The organism is Blastopirellula marina (assembly GCF_002967715.1).
GTDB classification, from domain to species: Bacteria; Planctomycetota; Planctomycetia; order Pirellulales; family Pirellulaceae; genus Bremerella; species Bremerella marina_B.
Genome location: NZ_PUIA01000042.1, coordinates 110,132 through 128,779 on the forward strand (window position 1 = coordinate 110,132; position 18,648 = coordinate 128,779).

Sequence of the window (18,648 nt, forward strand, 5' to 3'; positions counted from 1 at the left end):
CCGAAGTTCGGTTTCATCCTGGAAGGAGTAGGATCTTATGAAAAGTCACTACGGAAGATCGGACAACCGTAGTGGGAGGTGATGGTTCCAGTTGGCGTCGTCGGTCTGGGGGAAATCCATTCGCAAATGAACGCCTCGCGATTCCTCTCGCAAGAAGGCTGCCCGGGCCATCACTTGGGCCACGATCAGCATGTTCTGCAGTTCCCAGCCGCTGGGGTGGTCGAACTGCTGGGGCAGGACATACCGGCACCATGCTTCGATCGTATCGATGGCATCCTCAAGCCCGCGAGCATCACGACGGACGCCCACATTTCGCCACATCAAGCTTTTCAGCGAGTTGCGAATGTCGCTCAAGTCGAGCCGTTCGCCTGGCTCGGCTACAGGATGCTGAATATTGATCGCCTCGAAGCGATCCGGCATCGCAAGTGCCCCTTGGGACGCATTGCGACCGGCCCTCTTACCGTATACGAGCCCTTCCAGCAAACTGTTCGATGCCAAACGATTGGCTCCGTGTAGCCCGCTACTGGTAACTTCCCCTGCCGCCCAAAGGTTGGGAATGGTGGTCGCTCCGTTGGTGTCGACCGAAATACCACCGATCATGTAATGGGCACCCGGCCGAACGGGAATGCGATCGGACGTGATATCGATGCCAAACTTCTTGCAGCCGGCGTAGATACTCGGGAAGCGGTTGCGTACGAAGTCGGCATCCAGGTGATCGAGCCGCAGGTACACGTTCGGATGCTTGGTCAGCTCCATCTGCGAGACGATCGCCTGCGAAACGACATCGCGTGGAGCCAACTCGCCGCGTGGATCATAATCCTTCATGAACCGGTGGCCGTTGCGGTCGACCAAGTGCCCCCCTTCGCCGCGAACCGCTTCGGTGATCAGGCTGCGGCTGCTACCGGCAATGTACAGGACGGTCGGATGGAACTGCATGAATTCCATATCGCGCATCTCGGCCCCGGCACGCAGCGCCATCGCAATGCCGTCCCCGGTTGCCACGCTGGGGTTGGTCGATTCGCGGTAGATCTGTCCGACGCCGCCGGCGGCCAGGATGGTGTGCTTGGCCCAGATCAGTGTTCGACCGTGCTTTTCGTCGGAAGCGAGCGCCCCGCGGCAGACCCCTTCGTGGACGATCAGGTCCTGGGTGAACTCGTTCTGCCAGATCTGAATGTTTCGCCGCGAACGGACCATCTCGACGATCGAGCGGATGACCTCTTTGCCGGTCGCGTCTCCCAAAGCGTGCACGATGCGGTCGCGACCGTGTCCACCTTCTCGTGTGAGGGCCAGGCGTCCATCGATGCGATCGAACTCGGTTCCCCAGCGAATCAGTTCGCGGATGCACTCGGGGCCTTCATGCACCACCAGGTCGACCACTTCCTTATCGCACAGGCTGCCCCCAGCAGTGATCGTATCGGCGGCGTGATCTTCGTAGCGATCATCGTTGTCCAAGACGCCAGCGATACCCCCTTGGGCATAGTTGCTGTTCGATTCCTGGATTTGCTCTTTCGAGAGGATCAGCGCCGAAAGCTTCGGATCGATTTCCAAAGCAGCTCGCAGGCCGGCAATACCACCACCAATGATCAGAACGTCCGTAAAATAATGCGAGACGCTTTTAGGATGAAACGGAACGAGATAGCGAGGGACATGAGGTGCCATGCGGCTGACGATGTTTGTATCGTGCATGGCAGGGAGGACGCGGCCTGCTTGGGCAAGCCGAAAGACGAATCCCTGCGAAGTATGCTCGGCGAGGTGAAGTTTTAGGGAATTATCTATTTTGCCCGAAACAAGGCTTTATTGAGAAGCCCCCTTGAGATAGGCCCGGTATTGTTCCATGAACGAAGGTGGAGGCGAGCCGCGCTGCGTATCGCTGGAACCACCAGCCGCAGCTTCCCGTGTCTCGACACGGCGGGTCGTATCTTCGCCGCGGGATAGCCCCAAGCTTCGTAGTGCGTCGTTGAGATCTTGCTTCGCCTCGGCATCTTCCGAGCCGGCGGCTTGCTTCATCTGATTCCAACGCTGCATGAAGCGGGCAAAGTCATCTTTCGACCATCCCAGCTTATCGAGCATTTCCTGGTCCGGTGTATCTTGGTGCTTCAATTCGTCCAAGACCATGTCGGTCGCCTTCTTGGCGTATTCCAAGTTGGCGGTATCTTCACCCGGTTCAACACGAGGACCATCGTAGTTCTGCGGCGTGTTATTTCCTTCCAGTCCGCCCCCTTGAGGAACGGCCGAATTGCCTGGCCCGGTTCCGCTTTGCTGCAGATCGTTGGACTGCTGGGAATCGCTGGGGCCTTTCTCCGACTCGGCTCCCGGCATGCCAGACTCTTGTCCGGCTGGGGAATTCGTTTTGCTGGATCCCTCTCCCTTTTGCTCGCCACTGGAACCGGTTTGCTTGTCGGCTTGAGGACCGTCACCACCTTCTTGTCCGGTTTCCCCTTCGCCTTGTTGGTTGGCAGCACCAGCTCCCTGGTCGGCAGCGCTGGTGCTTCCGGCGCTGTCGTTGCCGGCCTGTTTGGCCGCCTGACCACCGCCAGAACCACCGCCACCACTTTGATCGCCGCGGGTCTCGCCTTTGCTGTTGGACTGCTTATCGCTGTTGGAAGGGGACTTCGGTTGATCGCCTTGCTCGTCGCTGGAGCGATCATCCGGCTTCATGTTATTCTCGCCCTGCTTGTTGGGCTTCTCGCTCGACTCGGGGCTTCCCTTGTCTCCTTCGTTCGATTTCGAGCCAGCTCCAGAGTTCGTGTTGTCTCCCTTGCCGGTATCGCCAGAACGCTCGGAGTCGCTCGATGGGTTGGCCTCTTGGTCCTCTTGCTTGGCCCCCCCTTGGTTATCGCTGGCACCTTGTTCGTTGTTTTGCGTATTACGCTCACCAGACATGCCGTCATTCTTGTCGGTAGAGCCTGGCTCGCCTTCTTGTTTCTGACCGCCGGTTGCGTTCTCGCCGCTGGTAGTGTTCTCTGGCTTCATGCCGTTATCGGCACCGTTTTCGTTGGACTGTTGGCCTTCTTGCTTACCGGTGGACTGCTCCTGGGAACCTTGCTTGCCTGCTTGGCCTTGGCCAGTTTTCCCCTCGCTCTTTTCACCTTGCGCATCGGCGGGGTTCTGCTGGCTGTTACCGCCGGCACCATCTTGCATCCCTTCTACAGGCTTTTGTCCGGTACTAGAGCCTTCGCCTTCTCCTTGCTGCTGTGGCTTGGGTTGTCCGCTTTGATCGGAAGGGGGCTGCTGGCCTTGTTGCTTCTGTTTCTCTTTCAGGTAGTCCTGAATCCGCTCGAACGCGTCCCCATCTTGCGAACCATCGGAAGCGACCGGATCTTGCTTTCTTTCGACGGTGGAGTTCTCGTTAGGCTGGGTCGAAGCGTCACCTTGTTGAAGCTCGCCACCCTTGTTGGGATCGCCTGCCTTGCCGGTGCCGCTGCCGTTGGGCTGCCCCGTTTGTTCAGACTGGTTCTGCTCGCGCTGCTGGTTGTCGGACGCCTCGGATGCTTCGCCCCCTTTGCCACCGCCGGATTGCGACTGCGACTTGTCGTCGCCACCTTCCTGCTGTGATTGGCCCATGCCTCCTTCGCCCGACTCGGGATCCCCCTCTTGAGGTTCGCCAGACTGCTGCTCTCCTTGTTGCGGATCCGATCCTTTGCCGGGCTTATTATCTTGCTCCTCTTTCCCTTGTTCCTTCTTCGAGGAACTGCCGCTTCCTTGGCCCGATTGATTGTCGTCCGACTCACTGGAGTTCTCACCCTCCTGCGGTTTGTCAGACTTTCCCTTCATCCCTTCCTGGTTGGAGTCGCCGTCCGAGCTGCTTTGGTTCTCGCTCTCTTCGTTGCCACTGTCACCTTCCGACATGTCGCCGGAGTCGCCCGACTCGGAGCCCTTGCCTGACTGATCTCCTTGCTCGCCTGAGTCGTTCGATTCGCTCTTCTCGTCCGACTGCTTCCCTTGGTCGTCGGTCATGCTTTGGTCATCGGACTTGCCTTGCTGGTCACCGGCCACCGGCTCGACAATGCGAATCGTACGCGGGTTGGTGCTCGCGACATTAGGTTTCAGGTTACCGGCGAAATCGGTTCGCGTGTCTTCCGCCACACCGACAAGCTTCACGATATCCCCGACTTCCAGCTTGTGCTCTTGGGGAACGAGCTTCCACGACTCAATCACCTGGCCTGACTTCGGCTGGTCGAGGAGCGAAGCGTCGATCTTCTTGGCCAGTCGCGGTCCACCTTCCTGGCTCACCGTGCCGGTCACACGCATCTGTCGGATACCATAGTCGGGATCAATGGCCCGCAGGCGAACGTCCAGACTTCGGTTCAGTGGCAATTCCACTTCCGAAGCGGTCGGTTCCTGGTATTCGATCTCCGGCGGCAGGTCGCGCACGACATCGATGTGATACAGAACCGGGTGCGGGTTCAATACGCCATCGTCGGTGCGGAAGCGAATTTGGTACGAACGAAACTTGCCGGCGGTCCCCGCGTCGTTCATCTCTAATGGGAAGCGAACCGAAGCTTTGGTCGGCTCTTCCGAACTGACTTGCAGCGGAATCGTGTTGAGGGAAACGATGGGGGAATCAGCGACAGGATCGAACTCAAGATAGGCCTTCTTGATGGGGCGATTGCTGATCGCGTGGATGGTGACCATCGTCCCTTCCAGGGCACGGATATGGCCATCTCCTTGCTGTTCCCATGGAGCTTCTTTGGTGTACGCCGGATAGTCGTAACGCAGGGATGCGACGTCGATCGATGGTGCTTCCAGCGTGATAACTTCAAAGTCACGTGTTGCTGCGTCGCCAGCTTCGATGCGGTAGGTCAGGTCTTGCTGAATGCCCGACTCCGAGGTGCTTAGCATGGCTCGGTAATCAAATCCGTCGGCACTCACTTGAAGGGGAATTGCTTGATCGACGAGTTGCCCATCTTTGGTCGCGTAGATGACTTCCAGTCGGTCTCCCTCGGCAACGTCATGCAGCTTGACGACAACTTCGATCTTTTCCCCTTGGTAAATGCTCGTATCGCCAGGCTGCACGTCGACGATCTTGACCCGCGACGGCCGGGCAATATCGTTCCATGGCATCGCAATACGCGCCGCCGTTTGTAATGGGTTCTTTGGCGAAAGTACCGTGTACAAACCGAACAGCACCGCAAGGGTCGCCAGGACGTAACCGATGCGGATCGCCTTCGAGTAATCAACCAGGTGTTCGAGCGAAAGGGACGAGATATCGGTAGCTGCCTGGTTTTCGACAGCGTCGAGGACTGCTTTGTGCGTTCCCTGGTTGTTCTGACTGAGGAACAGGAAGTTGAGCAAGCTGTTCTTCAGTTTCGGTTGACCCTGTTCGATCATCTTGGCCGCGTACAGCGGATTGATCGAATGGATAAGCAGAGGGGCCACGTAGATCCACAAAAACCCAATGGCAGCCACCACATAGACCAGGAACGCCAACAAGCGAGCGGCGAAGTTAAGGCCGACAATCCAGTGATCGATGACGGCCAGCGTCAACAGAAACAACAGCGAGCCGGCGGCAAATAAAAGAATGCCAGCGACCAGCTCGGCGAGTTTGACGCTACGACGCGTGCGGTTAATCTTCCGACGGATCGATTCCGTCCCAACCGATTGGGTTACAGCGGCAGCCTGGGCCGTGGTCATGCTGGATGGAGCGTCAGTCGACATAGGTTCGTTGGCGATTGCCTAAAATGAGCGGGCCCCTGATCGGAGCGCGCGCAAGTGCGGAAAAGTAGGACCTTACCCATTATAGGAGACGATTAACGAACCACAGTGGATTTCGGTCAAAAACGAGCAATCGAGCCCCCCGATATTGGTGGTGGAGGCTCCGTTTTGCCAGAAATGGCCTAAAAAGGGCCCAACTATCGCGACAGACGCGTTTTGGCGGTCGCGTAGTACTCGCGGAGTTGCTGCTGCTCGGCCACCGTTAGCTGGCTTCCGTCGACATAGACTTCGTCCACGTGCGAAAGCTTTCGCAGGTAGGGGAGGTCACTGGTGGTGATGGGTGTATTGAACAGAGCAACGCCTCGCAGGTTGGGCAGTTCCGCAAGCTTTGAAAGCTTCTCGCCGCTAACATTGGTATTGCTCAGATCGATCCATTCCAGCGACTTCATCGCGGTCAGGTGATCGAGGACGTCGCCGTTCAATTTCGTCCCATGCAAGTGAATCTCGCGGAGGCAGGGCAGACTTTCGATCGATGCCAGCCCGGTGCAGGTCACCTGGGTGTTGTTGAGCCGTAGCGTTTCGAGCGTCTTCAAGCTACTAATCTTCGAGACACCGGCATCGGTGACTTTGGCACCTGAGAGGTCCAGCTCTTCCAGGCAAGGGAAGTTGGCGACCGAGCCTAGGAACTGGTCCCCTGCGCTGGTGCTGCTGAGGTCCAGAGATTGAAGCTTGGCCGCAGGCCGCGCCATAGGGCAAGGGGCATCTTCCAAGAGCGAGTTCTTGGCGGAAATCTGCTCGACATTGGGCATCCCGGCCAAGTGAGCAAGGCCCGTCATCGTCAAGTTTGTACGATCGAAGTGAACCTCGACCAGGCTCTGCATTTGGGCAACTTGCTGGGCGACTTCATCGTTGACCTTCTCGCCTTGCAGGGTCAGCTTACCGAGACAGGGGAAGTCGCCATTCTTCAAGTACCACGGCCCGCTTAAGTCGGCATCGGTAACCGAAAGGGTATTCAGCCGGGGAAGCTGCTTCAGGTAGTGAAAACTTTGGTTGGTGACCGGAATCTGCTCGAGCTCGACATGTTTGAGGTTTTGCAGTTCTTCGAGGTACCAGATGCCGTGGTCCGAGATTTTCGTTTCCGCGATACGAATCGCTTGCAGTCCAGGCAGTTCGGCGATGGTCGACATGCCACTATCGTCCAGGCTGTTATAGAGCTGCAGTTCGGCCAACTGCGACATCTGCCGCAAGCAATTGCGTACGTTACCAGCCGGTGGAGTGTTGTGCAGAGAAAGGAGTTTGACCGAGGGAAGTTGCAGCAACAAATCCCAGTGATCGTCTTGCATTTTGGCCCCATCCACTCGGATGCAGCCATACTCGGGCCAGTTGACGATTTCATCGGAAAGGGAAGCACCGTAGCCGAACAGGCATCCACTTTGTTCCAGCGTGGCGACAATGCGTTCGACTTCAGGGTCCATCGGACCGCCGACATCGATGGGGACCGGTGGAAAAGCAACCGGGGCCTGGGCAGATAAACTGCTAAAGGTGGTGAGAATTGCCGCGACTATGAATAGTGAAAATGCCCCGCGCCGCATTGATTACCCTCCTGATGGTCGGGAAATTCGCCGCTGCGACTCCCGATACGATCCGTCCATGCTTACCCCTGACGTATTAATCATTGAACGCCAGGAGCGGGGAAGTTTCAATATCGGAAGGCACCTAATCGGCAGATTTCGCGGAAGCCGCATATTTCAACAGGTGTTAACGCGAATTCCACGACCGTTAATGTGTTTGTCACTCAGGAATCATTCGCTCAGTTGTTGAGCGGGGCAATAACGCGAAGATTGGGAAGTTCCTCCGAGAGCCAATCGACACCCTCTTGAGTCACGTCCGTGCTGCGCAAATGAAGCGTTTCCAATCCTTTCGCATCCTTCAGGTTCTTCAGGCCGGTGTCGGTAATGGGTGTGAGGTTGAGGTACAGATAGTTGAGCGACGGCAGGCCGCCGAGCGTCGTCATTGCGTCGTCGATCAGGTTGGAATGCGAAATGGTCATGTGCTGGACATTTACGAGCCCCGCCAACGCCGAGAAGTTATCTGATGGAAACTCGCAGTGGTGAAGGTTCAAGTGCTCTAACTGCTTGAGCTTACGGAAGATCTCCATATCTTTCGCACTGAACGAAACATTGGTCAGTGTCAGGGCCTTCAGGGTGGCAATCTGCGGAATCGTCGTCAGGGCACTGCCAGGGATGTGTCCGAAGTTGATCGATAAAGTCCGCAGCGCGGGGAAGTTCTCGATCCCTTTCAGCGAGACTTTCTTCGAGTTCGGATCGTAAATCGAAAGCTGATTCAGGTTGGGCAGCCGGGCAAGGTAAGCGAAGTAAGGCTCACAGTTTCCGTCGATTTTGAGCGTCAATTGTTCCAGTTGGGTGAGCTCTTCCAGGTACCATAGCCCTGCCGGCGAAAAGTTATTGCCCCCCAATTGCAGCGAAATGAGATTCGATAGCTCGGCGATTTGCATCAGGTCGGCATCGGTTGGGCTGCCAAACACGTGTAAATGCTGAAGTTCACCGAGCTGCGTGATCGTGCTCCAGGTAAGGGGACTGAGCTCAAAGTTTGCTCCCAGCCACAGACGCTCGATCTTCGGCAGAACCAACAATGCCTGCAGGTTTTCAGGGTTGGCCTTGGTGGCGTAAAGGTTGACGTAGTAGGAAGTTTGCTCGTCGTAGTTCTGATAGAATTGAACGTGAGCCCCATTCTTTTCCAGCAGTTGAATCGCTTTACGAATCTCGGGAGACTCGTAATCGCGGTCATCGGCAGCGGCAGGCGATAGGCCGATGGTCATCGCTACCAGGGAAAACGCCAAGATGAACTTACGTGAAACGTTCGGCCAAAGGTTCATCGAGGGTTCCTTGACGAGAGGGTAGGCTCGGCGACTGAGGATTTTCAGCGGACGGCTAATCCGATACGATTCGAGCGTCGTTGAAATGGCGGTTCGGGACAGGCTCGAAACGCAGTGTTGATGAAAGCTAATTATAGGGTACCTGGCATGCTTGACGAGAAAATTTCCCACTCACTCGTCATGCTGGACTCTTTCGACAACGTGGCCGTTGCTAGAACACCCATTCCGGCAGGGACCTCGCTGAAATGCCCGGAAGGGGAGTTCTCAGCCGTAGATTCGATACCAGCCGGCCATAAGGTTGCTGTAGTCCCTATTGTGAAGGGAGCCTCGGTCTTTAAATACGGTCAGATCATCGGTCAGGCGACGGCCGATATCGCTCCAGGGGAACAGGTCCACTCGCACAATCTGGCGATGGTCGATGTCCATGCCGACTACGCCCCGTGTTCTCAAATCCCAGAGCCCCCTACGCCCATCCAGGGGAAGATGTTCGAGGGATACGTTCGCGATAGCGGCAAAGTCGGTACGCGAAATTACCTGGCCGTGATCAGCACGGTGAACTGTTCGGCGAGTGTCGCCAAGTTCATTGCCCAGCGGTTTCCTGCGGAAGAACTGGCCAAGTACCCCAATGTCGACGGCGTGATCGCCATGAAGCATGACGCAGGCTGCGGCATGCAGTTCGGCAGCGATATGCACCACACCCTCAATCGTTTGATGGCCGGCATCGCCAATCACCCGAATGTTGGTGGCTTTCTGTTGGTGGGACTCGGCTGCGAGACCGGCGCGATGGGCTACCTGCTTCAGCAGCAGAATCTCATTCAGATCGAAGGTGTGAGCGGCCCCAATGGGCCTGGCCCTCTTGTTCTTTCGATGCAAGACGAAGGAGGCACGCTGAAGACCGTGGAAGCAGGGATCGCTCAGGTTGCCAAGATGTTACCCCAAGTGAACGCGATCCAGCGGCAAACGGTTTCGGCCAGTCATCTTTCGGTGGGGCTCGAGTGCGGCGGTAGCGACGGGAACTCCGGCGTGACGGCGAATCCAGCCTTGGGCATCGCCAGCGACCGCATCGTGGCATGCGGCGGAACGGCCATCCTTAGTGAAACTTCAGAAGTCTATGGTGCCGAGCATCTGCTCACGCGGCGGGCTATTTCGCCGGAAGTCGCCGCCAAGCTGATCGAGCGAATCGATTGGTGGAAGAGCTACGTCGCCATGTTTGGTGCTGAACTCGACAACAATCCTTCCCCGGGCAATAAGGCGGGTGGGCTGACCACCATCGCCGAGAAGTCGCTCGGTGCGGTCGCCAAAGCCGGCAGTACGGCCCTGGTTGATGTGTATCGCTATGCCGAGCCGGTGACGGCCAAAGGTTTGGTTTTTATGGACACGCCTGGCTACGATCCGGCCAGCGTGACCGGCATGGTCGCTGGTGGGGCCAACATTGTTTGCTTCACTACCGGCCGCGGCAGTTGCTTTGGGTGCAAGCCAACTCCTTCGATCAAGATCGCCACCAACACCCCGATGTACGAGCGGATGAGCGCCGATATGGACGTGAACGCTGGGACCGTCCTGGAAGGGGAATCGATCGTTTCCGCTGGCGAGCGAATCTTCGACGAGATCCTGGAAGTTGCCAGTGGCAAGAAGACCAAGAGCGAGCAGCAGGGGATCGGGGACGAAGAGTTCGTGCCATGGCTGGTCGGTCCGACCCTTTAATCCCCTCCACCGGCAATCTTTGCATTCGCTGCCCGCCTCATTTACTATCGAGGGAGACTCCGCTCACTTTATCCTCTTGCTTTACCCTCATTGATCTTCGGAGAGCCGGTCCGTGCGTAGCATTGCATTTTTGTTTGTCGCATGTGTCTTATCGTTTGGCCTGCTCGATTCGTCGGAAGGGGCCGAGTTTCTTTCTGGCGAATCGGTGACCATCGCCGCCGATGAAACCTGGGAAGGAGACGTCTACATCTTTGCCCAGTCGGCGAAGGTCGAAGGGACGATTCAAGGCGACCTGGTCGTCTATGCCCAGCGGCTTCATGTTTCGGGAACGGTCGAAGGGGGCGTGATCGCCGCCGGGCAAGAGATCTTGCTCGAAGGGAGCTATGGCCGTACGTGCCGTATTGCCTGTCAGGCCGCCCAGGTTGGTGCCGGCACGCAGATGAAGCAAGACCTGGTGGCCGCGTGTTATTCGCTGGAAATCGACAAGGGGGCCGCGGTCGATGGCGATCTGATCTACGCCGGCTATCAAGCGATGCTCGGCGGTACCATTAAGGAAGACGTGTGGGCTGCCGTGAATCGTGCCGAAGTATTCGGCAAGATAGGTCGCGAACTGAGCATCACCACCGATTCCAATCATCAGCAGGGACCACCACCGAATCAGTATTGGCAAGACCTTAAGCTGGTTGATATTCCGGTGGTGTCGCCGGGGCTGACGATTCACGAAGATGCAAACATCGGTGGCAAGCTCACCTATCATTCCCCCACCGAGGTGACGATCGATGACGGGGCCAGTGTGACGGGGCCGATTGAATGGATCGAACCCAAGAGGCCTGAAAAGCGAGATCCGAAAGGGAAGACCGATTACTTCTGGGGGCAACTCAAACGTTATGCCACGCTGCTGGTGATGGGGATCTTGATGGTGGTTTGTTGTCCGGCCACAAGCGGTGGAGCGGTCGATCAGATCGTGCAGCGCCCCGTCATGAGCTTCCTGGCCGGAATCCTGGCGGTCCCTCTTGCAATTATTTCTTTAGGAGCGATCACCAGCCTCATCGTGCTCTTGCCAATGGCATTGGGGGGGCTCACGCTCGACGGCCTGGCGGTTGCAGGGGCGTTTGTCGCGACGTTTGCCATGGTGCTATATGTGGGTAGCCTGGGGTACTTCTTTATCTTCGGGGCCGCTACCATCACGAGCATCACGCTGGGGCGCATCGTTTTTTCCGACCATCCGATCACCTCGCGTGGCCGGTTGATCCTGTCGCTGGCGTTCGGGCTGGTCTTTTATGTCGTACTGACATGCGTGCCTTACTTGAGTGTCGGCGTGTATGTCGCAGCGATGCTGTTTTCATTCGGCGGAATGTTTTTGTGGATGATGCGGGGGATGATCGGATCCTCTTCCGAGAAAGCTACCCCCACGCCTAAGGCTGGTTAGCTACGGCGTTGCTCACCCAGGAACGTCCAGTGATCGAACGTCGCGGCCTGACCGACGTAGGTGCCGGCAGCATTGTGCAGATTCCAGACGATGGCTTGCTCGATCCGAAATCTTCGTCCGGTCGTTGCGATACGAATGCCTTGGTAGTCGTCGACATACCCATCGCGCGTGGTACGTTCGAGCAATAGGGCACGTTCATCGCGATGCATCGGCTCGGCGGTCATCCGCGACGGGGTTTGCAGCAAAGTTGCGATGTCGATTTCCCACAGCCCAAGCGCTGTTTGGTTGCCGAAGTTCAGAATCGGATCGCTGGCCGCCGTATGCGATACGACGACAAACGGCGCTTCGAAGACCCGCTTCGCGTCTTCTTTCGCCGATCCGCTACGGGGAACCAGTTGTTTGCCGAGAAGTTGGTGATACGAATCGAGTAGAATCTGAAGATGGTTGGGCCAGCCATGTTCTAGCCATGGCTCCGCGGCAGAGTGGTCCTGAGGCAACTTGCTTCTCTCACTTCGTAATTGGGGCAATTATGTGCGTCGTGGGGCGTTCTTTTTGCAAAGCCTTTACGCCTTCCTCCGTGACTTCGGTCGCACTCAGTTGAAGTGTCCTCAGGACAGGGGCTTTGTGCAAGTGCTTCAGCCCTTCGTCGGTAATGGGAGAACTGCGAATGTACAGATAGTGCAGTCTCGGCAGCTTGCCCAGCCACTGCATGATGTCGTTGTTCATCTCGTTGTTGGAAAGCTGCACACGCTGGAGCGAGGTCATTTCCGAGATCGCGTCTACGGGAAGTTTCTTGAAATGGCAACGGTACAAATGCAAGTACGAAACCTGGTTCAGCCCGCGAAACAGTTCCATCTCCTCTTTGCTGAACACGGTTCGCATGATGCTGAGTGATTGTAGCTCGGTCAGCTTGCCGATGGCCTGAATGTTACTTCGTTGAATTTCCTGGCAATCGATGCTCAGCGTACGCAGGCCGGTAAGCTGCTCGATCCCATCCATGGTAAACGGCTGGTCCGTATCGATGCGAATCGTCAGGCTGTCGAGCTTCGGCAGTCGCGTGAGATAGTCGAAGTAAGGTTGGCAATTGCCGCAGATCAACAACGTCAGGTGTTTCAGTTCTGTCAGTTCTTCCAGGTACCACAGGTCTTCTGGTTTCAGATTGCCCGACTGAAGTGTCAGGTTCTTCAAGTTCGTGAACTGGGCAAGATTTTCGAGGTCGTACTGTTGCAGATCGCCGGTGATCGTGAGTGCTTCCAGTTCACTCATCTGAATCAGCGTATTCCACGCCGCCTGATCACGTTGGAAGGTGGGGCTGAGAGTCAGGCGATCGACCCGCGGAATAACCAGCAGCGGAGCCAGGTTCTCGGGGGTGGGCTTGAGGGTATGGATGTTGATGTTGTACGTGATTGGTCCACGCTCGGCCTGAGGATTGGCCAGTTGAAAGAACTGCGACGAATAGAACCGTACCGAGGCACCGTTTTGCCGCAGGTATTCAATCGCCTCGCCAATCTCGCGCGATTCGTACTTGGAATCATCGGCTTCAGCGGTGCAGGGCAGAAACACCCATAGTCCCACCGTAAGAAGGCCAAGCAGTAGAGCAGATATTCGATTTTCCAATTTCATCGCCGGATCCTCGTGCCAGTTCCCGTTCAGCCCGAGAGCAGAAGAGCAGCATTAATCGTACGTGATCCTGTCGTGTAGGGCGAGAAATCTATCCTGATTTACATCTTTTTGATTGGTGCCGAAACCCGCATATCCGGACGTTCCTTCGTCAGCCAGGCAACGCCATCGGCCGTGAGATCGGTGGTGTAGAGATAGACTCGCTGAAGCTTGGGAATCTTGGCCAAGTGCTTCAAACACTCGTCGGTGATACCGGCACCGCGAATATAGAGGTAGTTCAGTTCCGGCAGGTCCACCAGCGGGGCCAATGACTTGTCGGTGATTTCCGTGTTGTAAATCTGCAGTCGCTCAAGACTCTTCAGGTCGGCCATGGGGGAGAGGTCGTCGGTCCCCAGCTTGCTGTTGGTCAGGTTCAAGGACTTCAGGCTTTTCATCTGGCGAAACATTTCCAGTTCGCCTGGCTCGAACGTCGCGTTCGAGATCGTCAGCATCTCCAGGTGAGGAAGTCGGGCAATCCCTTGCAGTTCTTTCCCTTTGATCTCGCGGGCATTGATGTTCAGTGTTTTCAACTCGGTCAGGTTCTCGATCCCCTCGAGGTCGACCTCCTTTTCACCCCGCAAGTTGAGTACCAACTGCGAAAGATGGGGCATGTTCGGCAATGCTTTGAACGAGGCCTCGTCGTCGCCATCGACATGAATCGAAAGCCGCTGCAGATTGACCAACGCCTCCAGGTACCACAAGTAGTCGGGATCGACTTGCCCCAGGCGAACTTCCAGCGACTGAAGATTCGAGAACTCGGCGATGTACTGCATGTCCTCGGTCTTGAGGTTGTCCATGATGTACAAGTGTTCGAGTTCACCGAATTGGGAAAGTGTCTTCCACGACTTCTCGCTACGCTCGAATTCAGTAGCCCGGTACAAGCGTTCGACCTGTGGTAGCACCAGCAATGCGGCCAGATTCTCGTCGGTCGCTTTCATCGCGAAAAGATTCACCGTGTACGGAATCGGCATCGGCGTTTCCACAGCCGCGCCGCGCACACCGGTACGCGGGATGCTGAAGTGGATCCGGGCACCATTCTCTTGCAAATGGAGAACCGCTTCTCGGATCTCCGGCGATTCGTAACGGCGGTCGTCGGCACCGACAGATTGCGAGGCGAGCAGCATAGCAGCAAGACTCAAGCTGAAAGTCCAGCGGCGAAGCACGGAGTTGGGCAAGTTCATCGCAAGGCCTTGCAGGCAGCTAGGAATTGGACAATGAGAAGCTGGTTTAATCCTACGTTATTCCGCCCCAAGATGCGATGTTTCCCCCCAGCTTAATACAGACCAGGGAAAGCATCGGAATCTCGCCGGGAACCTGCCTGTTACACGAAAATCAGCAGCTGCGCAGGGCAAAGATAAGGACGATGAACAAGATAAATCCTCCCACATACATCCACAGCGGAGGCGGATCTCCGGAGTTGTAGTTCGCGTCGGGCATCCCCCCAGTGTGGACCAAGCAGCGATTCCACTCAAGATGCGGGGTCAACCAGGGAAGGGGGATCGATGGTGGTTATCCCCCTTCCAGGTAGTTGCAGGGCAATTTAGTCGCGGCGAGCCGAGGCCAGCATCAGGTAGTACATCAGAGTCATCACCGATTGCAGCGTCCCGGCCACGTAGGTCAAAGCAGCCGCATTGAGCACGCCACGCACGGCCGGCATTTCATCGCGGGGAACGATGTTCATGTCGATCAGAATCCCGCGAGCACGGCTACTGGCGTCGAATTCCACCGGCAGGTTGATCAGTTGAAAAAACACCACGCAGCTAAACAGCGCGATCCCACCCCAGATCAGACCTTGTCCGAGGGCCGGAATTGAACTGGCGATCAGCAAGCCGATAAACAGCAGGATGAAGCTGAAATTCCCGCCGAACTGTGCCGCCGGAACGGCCATATTGCGGATGATCAGCGGGGCGTAGTTACGGGCATCTTGAATGGCATGCCCTGCTTCGTGAGCAGCAATACCAACCGAAGCCGCAGTACGTTCGCTGTAAACTTCAGGACTCAAACGCAGCACCTTAGCGCGCGGATCGTAGTGGTCGGACAAGTGTCCAGCGACGCGTTCGATCGCGACATTCTGCAGCCCGGCGGCGTCCAGGATATGACGTGCCGCGGCTGCTCCGGAAAGGGGCGCAGCCTGTTTCATGGCCTTGGCATAAGCAGACCGCAACCACAACTGGGCGATCATGCCTAAAATGATCGCCGGGGCAATAAACAGCAGGTAACGGAAGTCGAAGAACACGGTGTATCACTCCATAATTGGACTGTTATCAAGCGAAACGAGGCAAAATGCCTGCAATTCTGGCAGTTGGAAACTGCAAACTCTTAAATGAGCAAACTTCGGACCATCGCGTAATTATAGGGCTTCGCTCGCGGGGGGCTATTTCTTTTAAAATCCTATCTCAGAAGTTACCCAAATCGCGTGAATCCCCGTTGGTCAGGGCAGGTTCTGAGTTAAAGTAGATAGTCTGGCCCGTATTTGATTGTTATTCGATATTTCCTGCCTAGCATTTCCCCTGTCGATTCTATGCCACCGATTTGTCAGCGTTTTTTGGGACTTCTTTTCATTCTGTCGCTCGCCAGCTGCCGGCCGATGCCCCCCGAGATCTCGCAAAATGCTTTGCCGATTTCCGCTGCCGAGAAGATTGAACCGGAAAAGCTGCGCGACCGAATCGATGAAGTTCTCGACTTCACGCTGAAGCATCGCCATCTGAACACCCAGGATCACGCCGCCTGGCAGATCTTGCATGGTAGCCTCGCCTTCGGTCGCGCGTTTCCCGTTATGCACGAAGGAATGCCCATCCCTGTGGTTGATTACCTGGCCGAAGGGGGAAAGATGAACGGCTGGACGATCGAACGTGGCAACCGGCTCGAATCGAAAGAAGAGGGAACGGACAACTTCGGCATGCGAGCCGTTACCGAGCCCGGCACCAGGGCAGGGCAGGGGCACTTCGATCAGTGGCTGGCCATTCTCTCTCAGTGCGACGTCCCGCCGGAAGCGACGTTTGTCGTCGGACCAGATACGTTCACGATGACCAATTTCGTGCAGCAAGTTCAGCTCGACACGTCCCGGAATCACCTGCGCGAATTCAGTTGGACCTTGATCGGACTTACCAAGTACTTCCCCACCGATCACAGTTGGACCGACAGTACCGGCAAACAGTGGAGCATCGCCGATCTCGCGGCGATCGAAATCGAGCAAGGTCTGGCCAATGGTGCCTGCGGGGGAACGCATCGCTTGATCGGCCTGACGATGGCCCTCAATCGCCGCAAGAAAGCAGGCCTGCCGATCGAAGGTGTCTGGGCCGATGCCGATAAGCTGATCCAAGAGAGCGTCGCTGCCGCACGCGAGTATCAAAACCCCAACGGCGCGCTGAGCGTCAACTACTTCCAACGCCCCGGCAGTTCGCCTGACTTGGCCGAGAACCTCGGTACTACCGGGCACACGCTTGAGTTCCTCTCGCTGGCCCTCGACGACGAGCAGCTGAAAGAAGAATGGGTCCGCCGCGCCGCTTCGTACCAGTGTGAAGTGTTCGAACGCACCCAGCAGGTTTCGCTCGAGTGTGGTGCGCTCTACCACGCCGCCCACGGGCTGGTGCTCTATCGCGAGCGTGTTTATGGACCGCGTGAGTATTCGGCCGAGTAACTTACGTTACGGTTGATGGACACGGGTCATCTTCACCGGCAGCAGTCGCACGTCGGTGCCCACTTCACTTACGGTCATCGACGTTCGGTCCGCGAACCGCAGTTGAAGGTAACGCTCGCGCTGATCGTCTTGAAGTTTCAAGAGAATCTGATCGGGTAGTTCTTCGGCGATTTCATACGTCAACTGTTTCTCGGCTGGTGCCAGAATCGTTTGGGCGTCGATCGGCTCGGTTTGAATTCGCAACTCGTTGGTTCCCACAAACTCAATCGTTAGTTGGGCGACATTTGTGTGCGGAGGCTCCTGCGAAGCATCCCGATCGCTGGCGACCTTGGGGGCCACGGAAGCATGGTTGACCGGGCCAGAAATCTGCATTGTTCCCTGCCAGGTCCCTTCCAGTGGGCTGTCTGCCGAGAAGCAGCCCGTTATGGCAATCATACAGGTAGTTAAAGTGCCTATGGAAAATATTTTGTCCATGGCTATTGCCTATTGGTTGTAAGTGTGAATAATGATTTGCAAGTCACCGGAAGTCGCTGCGGAAAGTTAATCAGCAGTCGCCTTTATCTCCCACACCGTGACAGATAAGAACCGCTAACCTACCGCCCCTTGCGAGGTGGTACGGAAATTGGCACCATGGACGATGGTCCCGATCAAATCCGGTTCTCCAGCTACCATAATTTCTGCAGTACCCCAACACCAGGGAGAGTTAGATGAGTGTATTAGTTCAACAGCCAGCTCCGGATTTTACCGCCGAAGCAGTGATGGAAGATGGCTCGTTCAAGAAGATCAGCCTGTCGGACTACCGCGGTAAGTACGTCCTGCTTTTCTTCTACCCGCTCGACTTCACCTTCGTTTGCCCAACCGAAATCATCGCGTTCTCGGAAGCTGTCGAAAGCTTCAAGCAGTTGAACGTGCAGGTTCTGGGATGCTCGATCGACAGCCACTTCTCGCACCTGGCATGGCGCAACACGCCGCGCAGTCAAGGCGGTATCGGCGAGATCAAGTACCCGCTGGTTGCTGACCTCGACAAGACCATCGCCAAGAACTACGACGTCTTGCTTCCAGGCGGGATCGCTCTGCGTGGCTTGTTCCTGATCGACAAAGACGGTCTCGTCCGTCATCAGGTGGTCAACGATCTGCCGCTGGGCCGTAGCGTTGAGGAAGCCCTCCGCATGGTTCAGGCTCTGCAGTTCTTCGAAGCCAACGGCGAAGTTTGCCCAGCCAACTGGAAAGAAGGTTCCCGCAGCATCAAAGCCACGCCAGATGCTTCCAAGGAATTCTTCGAAGCCGAATACTCCAGCTAACCAGCTGCAGTGCGATTCACTCGCCAAAAGGCCCCGAGTAACCACTCAGGGCCTTTTTTCATGCGCCTACTTATTTCAATGGGTGTGCACAAGTCTTGTCCCCTCTCCCCGGCGGGGAGAGGGTTAGGGTGAGGGGGCGAACGGGTTGCCAGCTTTCCAGCCCTTTTCCATGGGAAGGGGCGAGGGGGACTAAGTAATTGTGGCTGCCCGCATGAAATTCGGGCGAAATTCCTAAACCGATTTCACGAATGGGAATTGTTCTGACATAATAAACATAGGCATTTCCGGCCTCCCACACGCCGGATACCCATAACAACCCACCCACCTAAAACCCCGCCCGGAATCTCAGCGGGGCGTGCCAGGC

Annotated in this window: 13 protein-coding genes; 4 read left to right on the forward strand and 9 right to left on the reverse strand. The window is 56.5% G+C overall.

All coding sequences use genetic code 11. The features are described 5' to 3' along the window. Positions 1 to 48: 48 nt before the first annotated feature. The 4 genes from nadB to C5Y96_RS15655 all read right to left on the reverse strand — a co-directional run bounded on the left by nadB (position 49) and on the right by C5Y96_RS15655 (position 8,551). Positions 49 to 1,686, reverse strand: a complete 1,638-nt coding sequence (nadB, locus tag C5Y96_RS15640) for an L-aspartate oxidase (protein ID WP_233198984.1) — start codon at positions 1,684 to 1,686, stop codon at positions 49 to 51. A gap of 108 nt (positions 1,687 to 1,794) precedes the next feature. Continuing rightward, positions 1,795 to 5,658: a hypothetical protein gene (locus C5Y96_RS15645; RefSeq protein WP_146115681.1), complete on the reverse strand. Its 3,864-nt coding sequence runs from the start codon at positions 5,656 to 5,658 to the stop codon at positions 1,795 to 1,797. A gap of 194 nt (positions 5,659 to 5,852) precedes the next feature. After that, positions 5,853 to 7,247, reverse strand: a complete 1,395-nt coding sequence (locus C5Y96_RS15650) for a leucine-rich repeat domain-containing protein (protein WP_105355158.1) — start codon at positions 7,245 to 7,247, stop codon at positions 5,853 to 5,855. Positions 7,248 to 7,465: 218 nt separating this feature from the next. Then, on the reverse strand, positions 7,466 to 8,551 hold the full coding sequence (locus C5Y96_RS15655) for a hypothetical protein (protein ID WP_105355161.1): 1,086 nt from the start codon (positions 8,549 to 8,551) through the stop codon (positions 7,466 to 7,468). A gap of 147 nt (positions 8,552 to 8,698) precedes the next feature. On the opposite strand from C5Y96_RS15655, the gene C5Y96_RS15660 reads away from it, so the two are divergent. Continuing rightward, complete coding sequence (locus tag C5Y96_RS15660; protein ID WP_105355163.1) at positions 8,699 to 10,255, forward strand: UxaA family hydrolase; 1,557 nt, start codon at positions 8,699 to 8,701, stop codon at positions 10,253 to 10,255. Positions 10,256 to 10,367: 112 nt separating this feature from the next. Further along, on the forward strand, positions 10,368 to 11,684 hold the full coding sequence (locus tag C5Y96_RS15665; protein ID WP_105355166.1) for a hypothetical protein: 1,317 nt from the start codon (positions 10,368 to 10,370) through the stop codon (positions 11,682 to 11,684). Here C5Y96_RS15665 and C5Y96_RS15670 read toward each other — a convergent pair. From C5Y96_RS15670 to C5Y96_RS15685, 4 genes are all read right to left on the reverse strand, one after another. Then, positions 11,681 to 12,181: an MEKHLA domain-containing protein gene (locus tag C5Y96_RS15670; RefSeq protein ID WP_105355169.1), complete on the reverse strand. Its 501-nt coding sequence runs from the start codon at positions 12,179 to 12,181 to the stop codon at positions 11,681 to 11,683. The genes C5Y96_RS15665 and C5Y96_RS15670 overlap by 4 nt on opposite strands. A gap of 10 nt (positions 12,182 to 12,191) precedes the next feature. Beyond that, positions 12,192 to 13,307 carry a leucine-rich repeat domain-containing protein gene (locus C5Y96_RS15675; protein ID WP_105355171.1) on the reverse strand — a complete coding sequence of 372 codons (1,116 nt, stop codon included), beginning with the start codon at positions 13,305 to 13,307 and terminating at the stop codon, positions 12,192 to 12,194. Positions 13,308 to 13,405: 98 nt separating this feature from the next. Continuing rightward, entirely contained in the window at positions 13,406 to 14,524 is a 1,119-nt protein-coding gene (locus C5Y96_RS15680; RefSeq protein ID WP_105355174.1) for a leucine-rich repeat domain-containing protein, read from the reverse strand. 359 nt (positions 14,525 to 14,883) lie between these two features. Further along, positions 14,884 to 15,579, reverse strand: a complete 696-nt coding sequence (locus C5Y96_RS15685; RefSeq protein ID WP_233198985.1) for a zinc metallopeptidase — start codon at positions 15,577 to 15,579, stop codon at positions 14,884 to 14,886. A 351-nt stretch (positions 15,580 to 15,930) separates the two neighbouring features. Here C5Y96_RS15685 and C5Y96_RS15690 point away from each other — a divergent pair, with 351 nt between their 5' ends. Continuing rightward, the gene (locus C5Y96_RS15690; RefSeq protein ID WP_233198986.1) at positions 15,931 to 16,983 is read left to right on the forward strand and encodes an ADP-ribosylation factor-directed GTPase activating protein isoform b; all 1,053 of its coding nucleotides are present in this window, start codon (positions 15,931 to 15,933) and stop codon (positions 16,981 to 16,983) included. A gap of 6 nt (positions 16,984 to 16,989) precedes the next feature. Here the strand turns inward: C5Y96_RS15690 and C5Y96_RS15695 are convergent, their stop codons facing one another. Continuing rightward, positions 16,990 to 17,418: a hypothetical protein gene (locus C5Y96_RS15695; protein WP_146115682.1), complete on the reverse strand. Its 429-nt coding sequence runs from the start codon at positions 17,416 to 17,418 to the stop codon at positions 16,990 to 16,992. A 272-nt stretch (positions 17,419 to 17,690) separates the two neighbouring features. Here C5Y96_RS15695 and C5Y96_RS15700 point away from each other — a divergent pair, with 272 nt between their 5' ends. Then, the gene (locus tag C5Y96_RS15700; RefSeq protein ID WP_105355182.1) at positions 17,691 to 18,284 is read left to right on the forward strand and encodes a peroxiredoxin; all 594 of its coding nucleotides are present in this window, start codon (positions 17,691 to 17,693) and stop codon (positions 18,282 to 18,284) included. Positions 18,285 to 18,648: the final 364 nt, after the last annotated feature.